The following is a 13,368-nucleotide window of genomic DNA, read 5'->3' as shown; positions in this document are numbered from 1 at the left end:
TTTCATGAAAGTGTTGCTTCAACGTTGCAAAAATGCAAAGGTCACTGTCGATGGAGAAGTGACAGGGAAAATAGACCATGGCTACTTACTTTTAGTAGGTATAACGACAACAGATAGTGATGTAGAAATAACATATCTAGCAGATAAAATTGCAGGTTTGCGTTTATTTGAAGACGAGGATGGAAAGATGAACCATTCCATCGAAGAGGCCCGTGGAGCTATTCTTTCTGTATCGCAATTTACATTGTATGCTGATACTAGAAAAGGTAGAAGACCAAGTTTTACCGATGCGGCTCGTCCAGAAATTGCAAAGCCGTTATGGGAGCTATTTAATAAAAAGCTTCGTGACAAAGGTTTTACCGTGGAAACTGGGGTTTTTGGTGCCATGATGGACGTCACCTTTACAAACGATGGTCCAGTTACCATTATGTTAGAGGCTTAGGAATTTGTATGAAAAAAGCTGTAATGACTCGTAGAGCCACATTACAGCTTTTTTTGAATTTGCATAGGTAGATAGGATAGATTAATTCAAGGGCTCCCGAAATTGCATCTTTGAGAGCTTTCAACATGATTAAAAAAGAATCTATTCTCTCATTATCCAAAAAGATCTTAACCTTATTCGAACTGTTGAAGGAGGGCGACGGACTGACAAACGCTATAAGATTACCGAGAAAAGAGAGGCTGGTCGTGACGTCAGTCACGACCAGCCTCTCTTAAAAATCAATCGGTAATGATATAGCAATAAGTCTGTCCAAAGACCTCCGAAAACGATTCAAAACAGGTTTTGTACTTAGAGGGTGCTTGCGCTTTTCTTAACATTAATTTAATTGGCTATCAAAGTAATTGATTATTCCATTGTAAATTCCATGTGTTGCTTGTTCTCTAAACTTTGGCGTTGTCACGTTTCGTTCTTCCGTAGGATTACTTAAATACCCTAGCTCAACTAATACGGCTTTTTGCTTATTTTCTCGTAGAACTAAATAATTACCAGGTTGTGTGCCACGATCCTTTAATGAAATCATATCAGCTAGACCATCATGCACATACTGAGCTAATTCCTTTTGATAACCATGCATATAATAGCTTGTAAAACCGCGTACAGAGCTATTATCAACTGCGTCATAATGCAAACTAATAAATGCATCTGCTGAAACCTGATGGCCGATGGAAACACGTTTACGAAGGTCAACGTACTGGTCTGATTCCCTTGTCATGATTACATTTGCGCCAGCAGCTTGTAGTTTGGACGAAAGTAGTTCAGCTGTTAATAACGTAATGCCTTTTTCGTCGGTCCCAAGGGCACCAGTTGTACCGCGGTCATTTCCTCCATGACCAGCATCGATGACAATCGATAATCCATTCAAAGTACCTTTTTTCCGTTCTGTTTCTACTTCTTTTTCAGGTATGCTTGCATTCATTCCTTTAGTCGATGAAGAGGGAGAAACCACCCAACTCGCTACATAAGCAGTAGATTGATCCTCCAATGCAACTTTATACCAATCGTTGATTGATTCTAAAACAACATAGGATTCCCCCGCATCTGCTCTTTTCACAACATTACTATTTGTCGCGCTATCAGAGCGCAAATTAGTACCGTTATAAAGAACAGTAATGGTGCCATTGGTATCATCAGTAGATGGTGGTGATTCAACGTCATTCGTAAATCTACCATAAAAACTATACAGCCAACCTTTTTTTCCGTTTTCTAATTGTACTTGTACCCAATTATGATCTGTAGAAAGTATTTCAAATTGTTCCCCTTTTTCTACTTGTCCTATTTTTTTAGATGATAAATCTGCTTTTGCACGAACATTTAAAACATCGACAGACACAACGAATAACTTCTCTTTAGAAGGAGTAGGAGCAGGTTTAACTTCAGCAGAAGGTTGTTCAATTAGGGTAATATATGATTGATTTACCCAGCCTTTTTGGCCTTGAAAATCAATTTCCACCCATTCTCCTTCTGATTTGTATGCGACGAATTGATTTCCTTCGTTTATTTGGCCAATAGTGGCTGATGAAGTAGAGGGTTCTGTTCGAACATTCAACCTATTCACCTTGGAAACAACTTGTTTATTGGTCATTTCTACTGACTCACTTGTGGTATACCAATTAGCAACCCATCCTGTAGTATTTCCAAATTTAATATGAAGCCAGTCATTTTCTCTACCAATCACAGCTAATTTCTCGTTTTTTGTAACAGCACCTATTGTGTCGTATGTAAGTCCGGGACCTGATCGGACTTTCAATGTACTAACATTCACCGTTACTTCCTCTTCCTGTGCCTTAGCCTGCATTACTGGAACTAGTAGGATAAAAGCCAGGAAAATTAATGTCATTTTATGTAGTATTTTATCGTTCATTGGATTCACCCCTAGTCCTATTGTAAATAGTCTGATAAAAAAATTCTACCTTTTATTTAAAAGGGTTGACTTATTTCATTTACGTCATTAAGATAAAGTATAATCAAAAACTAAAACAAACCGATGACCGAAAAAGTAGCTGTTTAAAACGGATGACAAGAGAGGGAAAGACGTGGCTGAAATCTTTCCTACATACGAACTCAGTGAACAACATTCGAGAGGATTTTTGTCGAAAAAGAATTTCTTAAGTAGGCAAAAACGGAGCTGGCCGTTATCCAGAGTTGAGAGGGTCAATTTTTGGCCAACTAGGGTGGAACCGCGGAAGCTTATATAAGCTCTCGTCCCTTGCTATATGCAAGGGATGGGGGCTTTTTTTTGTTTCTGTTAAATTAGACTGTTGTTTTTTAGAAGCATATATTTTGTGCCGAAAATCCGCGGAAAAGCGAGCGGATTTTCGGCAAGTAACAACATAGTCGTTTAGCAGAGCCTTATTTTTATATTTGAAAGGAGTCCTGAAAAAATGGATATTAAAGTACCAAGAGGAACACAAGATATTTTGCCATCCGAAACGGGAAAATGGCAAGTAGTTGAAGATTTAATAAGAGAGCAATGCCGTATGTATCAATATAAAGAAATTAGAACTCCTATATTCGAGCATACGGAACTATTTACGAGAAGCGTTGGAGATACAACTGATATCGTGCAAAAAGAGATGTATACATTCCAAGATCGTGGAGATCGTTCACTCACACTTCGACCTGAGGGAACAGCTTCTGCCGTTCGTGCATTTGTGGAACACAAAATGTTCGGTTACCCTGATCAACCAGTGAAATTGTATTATATGGGACCTATGTTCCGATATGAGCGCCAACAAGCCGGAAGATATCGCCAATTTGTTCAATTTGGCATTGAAGCAATTGGAAGTGCAGATCCAGCAATTGATGCAGAAGTTATTTCACTTGCTATGTCTGTTTATCAAAAAGCAGGCTTGAAGAAATTAAAGCTCGTAATTAATTCCCTAGGTGATACAGAAAGCCGAGTTGCGCACAAAGAAGCACTAGTAAACCACTTTGCACCGCATATCGAGGAGTTCTGTTCGGACTGTCAAAACAGATTGCAAAAAAACCCACTCCGTATTTTGGATTGTAAAGTCGATCGCATACATCCTTTAATGGAAACTGCGCCTTCACTAACTGATTATTTAAATGAAGATTCGGCGGCTTATTTTGAAAAAGTGAAGGAATACTTAACGATTTTAAACATTCCTTTTGAAGTAGATCCTAACTTAGTTCGTGGTTTGGATTATTACAATCACACCGCATTTGAAATTATGAGTGCTGCAGAAGGCTTCGGCGCAATTACAACTTTAGCTGGAGGCGGAAGATATAACGGCCTTGTAGAAGAGCTTGGAGGACCAGATTCTCCGGGTATTGGATTTGCAATGAGTATAGAACGATTATTGCTTGCGATGGAAGCGGAAAAAAACATTTGGGCGGATAGCTCTACGTTAGATGTATATGTCATTGGTATGGGAGAAGCTGCGAAGAAAAAAGCGGTGGAACTTACGAATGAATTACGTCAAAACGCTATTACGGCAGATATGGATTATCTAGACCGCAAAGTTAAAACGCAAATGAAATCAGCAGATCGCCTAAAAGCAAAATTAGTGCTTGTAATAGGGGATGATGAACTGGAAAAACAAAGCGTGATGTTAAAAGATTTATCTACAGGAAACCAACAGCTAGTACCATTTAGCTCATTGATAGAGCAAGTAAAAAATAGTATGACAACAAAGGTGGAGGCAAAAGAACAATGAACAGAACCCATACAAGTGGAGAATTAAATGAACAACATATAGGTGAATCCGTCCAATTAATCGGGTGGGTTCAAAAACGAAGAGACTTAGGTGGACTAATATTTGTAGATGTGAGAGATCGTTCCGGTTTAGTTCAAGTAGTATTTAATCCTGAGATTTCTGAAAATGCGATTCAAATCGCTGACACACTTCGTAATGAATACATTATCGAAGTACAAGGTAAAGTAATCGGACGTGCTGCAAATCAAGTAAATCCCAATATGCCTTCTGGTGCAATTGAAGTACATGCAACAGATGTTTCTATTATTAATGAAGCGAAAAATCCACCATTCGCAATTGAAAATCAATCAGAAGCTGGTGAAGATATTCGTTTAAAATATCGTTATTTAGATTTAAGAAGACCAGTGATGTATGACACATTTAAAATGCGCTCGGATATTACTAAAACAGTGAGACGTTTCTTAGATGACGAAGGATTTTTAGAAGTGGAAACACCAATTTTAACAAAATCGACACCAGAAGGAGCTCGTGACTATTTAGTTCCAAGTCGTGTACATGATGGAGAATTTTATGCACTTCCACAATCACCACAATTATTTAAGCAAATGTTAATGGTAGCTGGATTTGAAAAGTATTATCAAATTGCTCGATGCTTCCGTGATGAAGATTTACGTGCAGATCGTCAACCAGAATTTACGCAAATTGATATGGAAATGAGTTTCTTATCCATGGATGAAATTTTGGAAATGAACGAGCGTATGATGAAAAAAATCATGAAGGATGTAAAAGGTATCGATGTAACTATTCCATTCCTTCGTATGAACTATGATGAAGCTATGGATCGTTTCGGTTCTGATAAACCAGACGTTCGTTTCGGTCTAGAATTAGTCAACCTTTCAGAAATTGTGAAAGATAGCGCATTTAAAGTATTTGCTTCTGCTGTGGAAACTGGAGGACAAGTGAAAGCGATTAATGTAAAAGGAGCAGCGGATAACTATTCAAGAAAAGATATCGATGCTCTTGGTGAATTTGCCGGAGTTTATGGTGCAAAAGGGCTTGCTTGGTTAAAAGTAGATGTTGATGGCCTTAAAGGACCTATTGCTAAATTCTTTGAAGGCGAAGCAGCAGCTAGCTTAATCGAAGCACTAGAAGCAACTGCAGGAGATTTATTATTATTTGTTGCAGACAAGAAATCTGTTGTAGCAGATGCATTAGGTGCACTTCGTTTAAAACTTGGTAAAGAGCTGGAATTAATCGATGAAAATCGCTTTGAATTCCTATGGGTTGTAAACTGGCCATTGTTCGAGTACGACGAAAAAGAAGGACGATACTACGCAGCACATCATCCATTCACACGTCCATTCGACGAAGACCTACCATTAATGGATTCTGATCCAAGTAAAGTACGTGCACAAGCATATGACTTAGTATTAAATGGTTATGAACTTGGTGGAGGATCATTGCGTATTTATTCAAGACCGGTTCAAGAAAAAATGTTTGAAATACTTGGTTTCTCGGATGAAGAAGCGAAAGCTCAATTTGGATTCCTAATGGAAGCATTTGAATATGGGACTCCTCCACATGGTGGTGTTGCATTTGGATTGGACCGTGTAGTTATGCTTCTTTCTGGCAGTACAAACTTGCGCGATACAATTGCATTCCCGAAAACAGCAAGTGCTAGTGACTTGTTAACACAAGCTCCAAGTCCCGTAGCAGATGCACAACTGGAAGAACTAAGTTTAAAGTTAAATATAAAGAATAAATAATTGCATTTCACATAACCTGAGACCACTCGATCTACTGAGTGGTCTTTTTGATAAGATTAGACGGAAGCCATATTGATAAAAGTAAATATCCATACATAGAATAGAAAAGTATCTATTCTTGTGAGGGACGGTGGTCCAAGTTATTGAAAAAGCGTTACTATTTATCATTTTATTAAGGTTACTTTCCGGTAGTGTCGAAATAACAGCTGCAATGTTTATGCTAAAATTTAATGATTTGGAAAAGGCTTTTTATATCAACACTTTACTTGCTTTAGTTGGACCAGTTATTTTAATAGTTACAACAGGGATAGGATTAATCGGCCTAGCTGAAAAGATTTCGATGACGCGGATAGTATGTCTGTTTGCCGGCATATTTCTCATTCTCTTCAGCTTAAACTCCAAATAAAAAAGGACTGATTCAGTTCATTGACTGTTCGGTCCTAATCATTACATAGTACAAAGCGTACACTTTCCTAAGTGTACGCTTTCATTTTTCTATGCAGAATTTTTCTTTTGATCTATTTCATCTACCTTTACGCACTTAAACACAATGAATAAAAGGACAAGGCCAAGTACACTCGAGGCGATATAAGTGACATTAAGATAGTCTGTCATTACAAGAGACATAACTGGAGGGCCTGCAGCAACACCAATAAATCTGGCAGAGCTGTAAAACGAAGAAACGGTTCCTCTCTCTTCCTTCTGTATATTTTCTGTGATGATGGCGTCAAGTACAGGTAGTATTGCGCCAATTGCAATACCCACGATACTAGTTACTACTAACAAAAGTATAAGCTTTTCTTTGGTAAACCCAACAAAAACTACACTTGCGGAAACAATTATCAAACAAAAGACCATTAATTTTTTTATCGTTGACAATTCACCTTTCATTTTTCGTCCCGTAATAAAAGATGCTATGCATAGTAATAAAAGAGGAATGGCTAGTACAAATCCTTTTTTTATTCCTTTAATATGATGTACTTTTTCAAGATTCTCGGATAAAAAGAAAAGTACGCCGAATAATATAAACATAACGAAGATTCCATTAAGAAATACGGAAAATAACCACTTTCCTTCCTGCTTAAATGTTTTTTTTATATTTCTTAAAAAGTCTTTTAACTTTACAGGTTCATCTTCTTCCTTTGGTACTTTTACAAAGAAAAAAATAAGGGCAATAGAAATTAAACTAAATATAGAAATGGAGAAGAAAGGCAAAAACCATAATAGAGCGGCAAACGCAGAACCTAGAATAGGGCTTAATACTTTTCCAAACGTGTTGGATGTTTCAATAATACCTAAAGTAGAGCTTGTTTTTTCATCGTCCCCTTTAAACAAATCGCCCACAAGAGGCAAAACAATTGGCATAGCTCCAGAAGCCCCAACACCTTGTAATATGCGTCCTATAATGATCCATGTAAATGGGTTATCCATTTTCCAGGATGCGAAGCCGGCTATGAGACCTCCGATTAATGCAAGTATCAAACTAGGTAAGATAATCATTTTCCTTCCAAAACGGTCGGATAAATAACCCGCAACAGGGATGAGAAAGATAGCTGCAACCGAATAACTCGTAATAATCATGCTAGATTGAAAAGAACTGATCCCGACCTTTTCTTCCAATACAGGTAGGACTGGAATAAGCATAGAATTTCCAAGTGTCATAACAAGCGGAATAGAGGCCAAACTAATAATACACCACTTGCTAACGATATTTTCACTTTGATCTGTCTTTTCCATAAACACACCTCAATAACATCAATTATTAAAGGTATGTTTACCTTACCTATTGTTTTTATGCATATAGGAAAAGAACGATTTAAAAATTATGTAAATCGTTAAAATAGGGAATGATATGCTTGGATGCCAAAATAAATTCCAAAACCAATCATGGAAATAGAAGATATAATAGAAATAGTTTTTAAAAACGAATTCGACAATAATTTACGTGATCCACTGGATATAGTTGCCATAGTTAAATCCACTAATGTAATGCCAAGTAAAATAGTTATACTAAATAAAATCACTTCAAATCCCGTTAAAGAACCGCCGCCGCCTACTAAGATAGAACCATATATACCCAACCAAAAAAGGATGGTCAATGGATTTAGTAGTGCCACGAGTAAGCCAGCTAAAAATGAGTGTCTCAGACGAACTACTTTGCGAAATTTTGGATCCATCGAAATAGTATGGAGTGTCAGTAAATTTTCTATCCCTGTATATATAAGAACAAAAAAACCAAAGGACCATAAGAATGTTTTCATAAACGGATTATCGATAAATTGTCCGACCCCGAAATATACCATTAACATGTAAAGGATGTCGGTTGCGATAGCACCAAGACCAAAAAACCAAGCATGAAAAAATCCATTCTTAATACCTGTATTTAATAAGGTCGCCTTAACAGGGCCGATCGGTGCTGCTAATGAAACACCTAAGATGAAGTAGGTTATTAAGGAATTCATAAGGGAGCCCTCCGTAGATATCGTGTCTTTGCATAATATTCAAAAAAGACAGGTTGTACTACTACTTCCAAGTTAATTTTTCATTGGCTTTTTTTAAAGTGAAACTCTAGTATATTTAAATTCTTTGGCACATAGGATAATTCATTTGATCTTATTCACAAGCGACTTATTGGATAAAGAACCCTCCATTGAATAATACTCTGAGTATTTATTCCTATAATAAATTATTCAGAATAGTCTAATAATAATGCGATAAATTAATTGAAGTTTATAAATCCATATGCTATTATACAAGTAACACGAATCCTGATGTGTTCGCATCATGCCCATCAGTTTTGACCGAACAATTATATCGTCGGGAGTCTAACTTTTATTATGAATGACATGCCTTTCAATGGGACGTCAGAAGTAATAAAGAGGACACCCACCTGCTATATGCGGGTTCAAAACGATACGCTTTATGTGTCGGCACGATTGGGATTCGTCTAAAATTTTTAAATATCCTCTAGCAGTTTTTGCTGGAGGTTTTTTCTTGGGTACTATTCCTACTAATTTGATATAAATGGAGTGATTTAAATTGTTACATCAATTTTCTAGAAATGAGCTTGCAATAGGTACAGAAGGTGTTGATTTATTAAGAAATACGACTGTAGCTATTTTAGGTGTTGGAGGAGTTGGTTCTTTCGCGGCTGAGGCTTGCGCGAGAAGTGGGGTAGGACGTATTATTTTGGTAGATAAAGATAATGTTGATATTACAAATATTAATCGTCAACTAGTTGCTTATATGTCAACTGTTGGTCGCTCGAAATCGGAAGTAATGAAAGAACGAATTGCAGATATAAATCCTGCGTGTGAAGTAATCGATATGCATATGTTTTATACAGAAGAAACGTATGAGCAGTTTTTTGCAATGAATATTGATTATGTCATTGATGCATCGGACACCATTATTTACAAAATACATTTGATGAAAGAGTGTTTAAAGCGTGGAATTAAGATTATTTCCAGTATGGGTGCAGCCAATAAAACAGACCCAACTCGCTTTAAAATTGTCGATATCTCAAAAACACATACAGATCCACTTGCGAAAGTCATTCGTACAAAACTACGTAAGGAAGATCGCATTACGAAGGGAATACCTGTCGTATTCTCAGATGAAAGTCCAATTGTAGTGCGTGAGGACGTGGTAGAAACTGTTGGAAAACCGGATGCAGCAATTCGTAAAGCAAAAATGCCACCATCCTCCAATGCATTTGTCCCTTCAGTAGTAGGTTTAATATGCGCAAGTTGGGTTATTAATGATATTACAAAGGACATTACGGTTAATCGAGTACAGTAATTGGTTGCAGTTTTTTCCTTATCATTTATACTAAAATTACATAACTTATGAATGAGGTGGAAAAAAATGACGGAATCTACAAATCAAGAACAAACAAAAAAGAAAATGACTTTACAAGAAGCGGTGAAACAAAAGCTAGAAGAAAAGAAAAACCAAGCTTCTGGTGGAAAATCACAAGGTAACGTCACTGCTGGCAACCAAAAAATGAAAAGCCAGCAAACCAAGAAAGTGAGCAATACTAGACGGAAGATGGGTGTCTAAAAGAATTTGTGTATAGATAGTATTATCTATACAGTCTGCGACGAGCTTTGCGCAGGAGCACAACGAAAAAAGTAAGTAATACAAGAAGAAAAATGGGTGTTTAACCCTAAAGTATCCAGTCTATCTATAACGTAGACTGGATTTTTTCTCTCCAAAAGTTACAGGAGAGCGACGGACAGACGATCGCCACAAGATGACCGAAAAAAGTGAGGCTGGTCGTGACGTCAGTCATGACCAGCCTCTCAAAATTAATCGGTAATGATATAGCAATAAGTCTATCCAAAGACTTTCGGAAACGATACAAAACAGGTTTTGAACTTAAAAGGTGCAATGCGCTCTTCTTATTTTTCCAATTTAAAATTCTCTAATCGGTTATAAATAGCAGCGAGACGTTTTTCTTCACCCGCTTCGATTGGTTTATAAAATTTCGTGCCAATGAGACTGTCGGGCAAGTACGTTTGATTAACCCATCCCCCGAAGGTGCCAATTTTATGATCATGCGGATAAATATAGCCTCCGTGACCAAGTTCCGTTGCACCGGCATAATGAGTATCTTTTAAATGACTTGGAATGTCACCCGTTTTTCCTTGATGAATACTAGCAATTGCCGCATCGAGAGCAGCATAAGCGGAATTAGACTTTTCGGACAAGCACATTAAAACAACGGCATTCGCTAAAGGAATACGTGCTTCTGGGAGACCAAGTCGTTCAGCCGCTTGTATAGCAGCAAGCACCTGTGACCCAACAGATGGGTTTGCAAGGCCGATATCCTCATAACTCATCACGAGCAGTCTTCTAGAAACAGCTACTAAATCTCCATTTTCAAGTAAGTGGGCTAAATAATAAAGTGCGGCGTCCGTGTCACTGCCCCTAACTGATTTTTGTAAGGCGGATAATAAATTATAAAAATGAGACCCTTTTTTATCTCCAAAAACGCCTACACGATCAATTAAGCTCTTAAGTGTAGTGTCTTCTACCTTTGTGACTCCGTCTTCCTCAAAGCTTGCAAATATAGTTGATTCTAATAGAGTTAATGCTTTCCGGGCATCACCATTTGCTGCATCTGCTATATTTAATCGCTGTTCATCGGTAATATGTATGGACGTTTGACCCAGCCCTTTTACTTTATCAAGTAAGGCTCTTTTTAAAAGCATATCTACATCTTCTGTTGTTAAACGCTTTAGCTGCTTTATCTCTCCACAACGAGAACGAATTGCCGGATTCACATCGTGAAATGGATTTTCAGTTGTCGCTCCAATTAATATAATTGAACCATTTTCAACATGTGGCAAAAGTGTATCTTGCTGCAATTTGTTGAAGCGATGAATTTCATCTAAAAACAAAATGACTTTTCCGCTAATACGAGCATCTGCAACCACATCTTCCACATCTTTTTTACCTGCTTTTGTTGCGTTTAATGCCACAAAAGGGAGCTTGGTCGTTCCTGCAATAGCAAATGCAAGAGAAGTTTTACCAACCCCTGGATCGCCATAAAGAAGCATGGAGGGAACATGACCGTTTTTAATCATTTTATATAACGCTGTATTTTTTCCAATAACATGCTGCTGTCCAGCGAGTTCATCTATAGTTTGAGGTCTCATGCGATAGGCTAAAGGTTCGTTGTTCAAAATGGTCACTCCTTCATTCGTACATTTGTTCTTTTATTATATAGAACATTGTTTAAAAAGTCATTTTGAAGTCGCTAGAACTAGTAACTATGCTATACTAGGGAAAGAATTTTTAACTGAAATTGATAACTAATGAGGTGGAATATATTGAAATTTTCAACAAAAGGCCGCTATGGACTAACGATTATGGTTGCCTTAGGAAAACAATGTGGACAAGGACCAATCGCACTTCGTCAAATAGCAGCAGATCATAATTTATCAGAAGCATACTTAGAACAAATAGTATCTCCTCTTCGAAATGCAGGACTTGTTAAAAGTGTACGTGGAGCTTATGGAGGGTATATGCTATCAAAAGCACCGAATGAGATCACAACGGGTGATGTAATTCGAGTTTTGGAGGGGCCAATTCAAATCGTAGAAGGTATTGATGAGGAAGCGCCACCCCAACGCGAATTATGGTTGCGTATTCGTGACGCAGTGAAAAACGTGTTAGATACGACAACGATTGAGGATTTAGCGGAATATTCAGAAGAAAATCCAGAAGACCCTGGATATATGTTTTATATTTAAGGAGTTTACAATGACTAGAATATATTTAGACCATGCTGCTACAACGCCAATGGCCGAAGAAGTAATTAAAACGTTCACGGATGAGTTAAATCAAGTGTTTGGAAATGCATCAAGCATTCATCAAACTGGTAGAAGTGCAAGAAAAAAACTAGATGGAGCAAGAACTATTCTTGCATCAAGTATAGGTGCACATGAGACCGAAATAACGATTACTAGTGGTGGAACGGAAGCCGATAATTACGCTATTTTTGGTACAGCTTATGCGCGAATGAATGAAGGAAAACATATTATTACGACTCAAATTGAACATCATGCTGTGCTACATGCATGTGAACAGTTAAAGCGTGATGGATTTGAAGTTACTTACTTACCTGTAAACAAAGATGGACTGATTAATGTCGATGACTTGAAAAAATCACTTCGAGAAGATACTATATTAGTTTCGGTTATGTATGCTAATAATGAGGTCGGCTCGATTCAACCAATTCAAGAAATTGGAGATTTATTAGTAGATCATCCAGCTTATTTCCATACAGATGCCGTACAAGCTTACGGAAGTATTTCTATTGATGTACAAGCATTACACATCGATTTACTAAGTGTTTCTAGTCACAAGATCAATGGTCCAAAAGGAATTGGCTTTTTATTTCAACGAAAAGGTATTTTCTTAAAACCACTATTCTATGGTGGTCAACAAGAACGTAAGAAGCGTGCGGGTACGGAAAATGTTCCTGCAGTCGTTGCATTTGCGAAAGCTGTTGAATTAAAACAATCCAGTTTTAAAGATAGTTTTCATCATTATCAACAGTTAAAAAAAGCTTTCTTAAACGAGCTTGGAAATAAGGGCGTTCAGTTCACTATAAATGGATCAGCAGATTACGTTTTGCCTCATGTATTGAACGTTAGCATACCAAAAACAGATGTGGAAACATTTTTAGTACAACTGGATTTAGCTGGAATTGATGCTTCAAGTGGTTCTGCATGTACAGCCGGTTCAATCGATCCTTCTCATGTGTTAGTAGCTATGTTCGGAGAAAATACACCAGAGCTTCGAAATTCTGTCCGATTTAGTTTTGGATTAAACAATACAGAGCAGCAAGTAATAGAAGCTGCAACTAAAATAAGTAAAATTATTCTATAGTTTGAACGAATAATCGAAATGA

12 protein-coding genes, 1 other RNA gene and 1 other annotated feature are annotated in these 13,368 nt (G+C 37.4%); of the genes, 9 read left to right on the top strand and 4 right to left on the bottom strand.

Features of this window, described 5'->3' with window-relative positions; translation table 11 throughout:
* Positions 1-4: 4 nt before the first annotated feature.
* Entirely contained in the window at positions 5-442 is a 438-nt protein-coding gene (gene dtd / locus MHB48_RS13085) for a D-aminoacyl-tRNA deacylase (protein WP_342598477.1), read from the top strand.
* A gap of 376 nt (positions 443-818) precedes the next feature.
* Here dtd and MHB48_RS13080 read toward each other — a convergent pair whose 3' ends face one another.
* A complete protein-coding gene (locus tag MHB48_RS13080) occupies positions 819-2,363 on the bottom strand; it encodes an SH3 domain-containing protein (protein ID WP_342598476.1) in 1,545 nt (514 codons plus the stop codon).
* Between the two features lie 114 nt (positions 2,364-2,477).
* Positions 2,478-2,712: a binding site (T-box leader), on the top strand.
* Between the two features lie 171 nt (positions 2,713-2,883).
* On the opposite strand from MHB48_RS13080, the gene hisS reads away from it, so the two are divergent.
* The 3 genes from hisS (at position 2,884) to MHB48_RS13065 (ending at position 6,351) form a co-directional block, all read left to right on the top strand.
* On the top strand, positions 2,884-4,179 hold the full coding sequence (gene hisS, locus MHB48_RS13075; RefSeq protein WP_342598475.1) for a histidine--tRNA ligase: 1,296 nt from the start codon (positions 2,884-2,886) through the stop codon (positions 4,177-4,179).
* Positions 4,176-5,945: an aspartate--tRNA ligase gene (gene aspS / locus MHB48_RS13070; protein ID WP_342598474.1), complete on the top strand. Its 1,770-nt coding sequence runs from the start codon at positions 4,176-4,178 to the stop codon at positions 5,943-5,945. The genes hisS and aspS overlap by 4 nt, the downstream gene beginning before the upstream one ends.
* A 130-nt stretch (positions 5,946-6,075) precedes the next feature.
* Positions 6,076-6,351 carry a YqhV family protein gene (locus MHB48_RS13065; RefSeq protein ID WP_342598473.1) on the top strand — a complete coding sequence of 92 codons (276 nt, stop codon included), beginning with the start codon at positions 6,076-6,078 and terminating at the stop codon, positions 6,349-6,351.
* Positions 6,352-6,440: 89 nt separating this feature from the next.
* Here MHB48_RS13065 and MHB48_RS13060 read toward each other — a convergent pair whose 3' ends face one another.
* On the bottom strand, positions 6,441-7,682 hold the full coding sequence (locus tag MHB48_RS13060; protein ID WP_342598472.1) for an MFS transporter: 1,242 nt from the start codon (positions 7,680-7,682) through the stop codon (positions 6,441-6,443).
* A gap of 98 nt (positions 7,683-7,780) precedes the next feature.
* Positions 7,781-8,407, bottom strand: coding sequence for a LysE family transporter (locus tag MHB48_RS13055; protein WP_342598471.1), 627 nt, complete (start codon positions 8,405-8,407; stop codon positions 7,781-7,783).
* A 300-nt stretch (positions 8,408-8,707) separates the two neighbouring features.
* Here MHB48_RS13055 and ssrS point away from each other — a divergent pair.
* The 3 genes from ssrS to MHB48_RS13040 all read left to right on the top strand — a co-directional run bounded on the left by ssrS (position 8,708) and on the right by MHB48_RS13040 (position 10,007).
* Positions 8,708-8,892: non-coding RNA, 6S RNA (gene ssrS / locus MHB48_RS13050), on the top strand.
* Positions 8,893-8,984: 92 nt separating this feature from the next.
* A complete protein-coding gene (locus MHB48_RS13045; protein ID WP_342598470.1) occupies positions 8,985-9,746 on the top strand; it encodes a tRNA threonylcarbamoyladenosine dehydratase in 762 nt (253 codons plus the stop codon).
* Between the two features lie 66 nt (positions 9,747-9,812).
* Entirely contained in the window at positions 9,813-10,007 is a 195-nt protein-coding gene (locus tag MHB48_RS13040; protein WP_342598469.1) for a hypothetical protein, read from the top strand.
* Between the two features lie 341 nt (positions 10,008-10,348).
* On the opposite strand, the gene MHB48_RS13035 is transcribed toward MHB48_RS13040, so the two are convergent.
* Entirely contained in the window at positions 10,349-11,635 is a 1,287-nt protein-coding gene (locus tag MHB48_RS13035) for a replication-associated recombination protein A (protein WP_342598468.1), read from the bottom strand.
* Positions 11,636-11,782: 147 nt separating this feature from the next.
* Here MHB48_RS13035 and MHB48_RS13030 point away from each other — a divergent pair, with 147 nt between their 5' ends.
* Both MHB48_RS13030 and MHB48_RS13025 read left to right on the top strand, forming a co-directional pair.
* Positions 11,783-12,205, top strand: coding sequence for an Rrf2 family transcriptional regulator (locus MHB48_RS13030; protein WP_342598467.1), 423 nt, complete (start codon positions 11,783-11,785; stop codon positions 12,203-12,205).
* Positions 12,206-12,215: 10 nt separating this feature from the next.
* Complete coding sequence (locus MHB48_RS13025; protein WP_342598466.1) at positions 12,216-13,346, top strand: cysteine desulfurase family protein; 1,131 nt, start codon at positions 12,216-12,218, stop codon at positions 13,344-13,346.
* Positions 13,347-13,368 lie beyond the last annotated feature (22 nt).

The organism is Psychrobacillus sp. FSL H8-0483, from assembly GCF_038637725.1.
Lineage (GTDB): Bacteria > Bacillota > Bacilli > Bacillales_A > Planococcaceae > Psychrobacillus.
Note: the sequence above shows the minus strand (reverse complement) of the source record. Positions and strands in the feature narration are given on the sequence as shown.

What these genes read in the sequence shown, in the direction of transcription:
- MHB48_RS13060 (WP_342598472.1), bottom strand. Translation starts at nt 7,682, where the DNA reads ATGGAAAAGACAGATCAAAGTGAAAATATCGTTAGCAAGTGGTGTATT.
- MHB48_RS13025 (WP_342598466.1), top strand. Translation starts at nt 12,216, where the DNA reads ATGACTAGAATATATTTAGACCATGCTGCTACAACGCCAATGGCCGAA.
- MHB48_RS13055 (WP_342598471.1), bottom strand. Translation starts at nt 8,407, where the DNA reads ATGAATTCCTTAATAACCTACTTCATCTTAGGTGTTTCATTAGCAGCA.
- aspS (WP_342598474.1), top strand. Translation starts at nt 4,176, where the DNA reads ATGAACAGAACCCATACAAGTGGAGAATTAAATGAACAACATATAGGT.
- dtd (WP_342598477.1), top strand. Translation starts at nt 5, where the DNA reads ATGAAAGTGTTGCTTCAACGTTGCAAAAATGCAAAGGTCACTGTCGAT.
- hisS (WP_342598475.1), top strand. Translation starts at nt 2,884, where the DNA reads ATGGATATTAAAGTACCAAGAGGAACACAAGATATTTTGCCATCCGAA.
- MHB48_RS13040 (WP_342598469.1), top strand. Translation starts at nt 9,813, where the DNA reads ATGACGGAATCTACAAATCAAGAACAAACAAAAAAGAAAATGACTTTA.
- MHB48_RS13080 (WP_342598476.1), bottom strand. Translation starts at nt 2,363, where the DNA reads ATGAACGATAAAATACTACATAAAATGACATTAATTTTCCTGGCTTTT.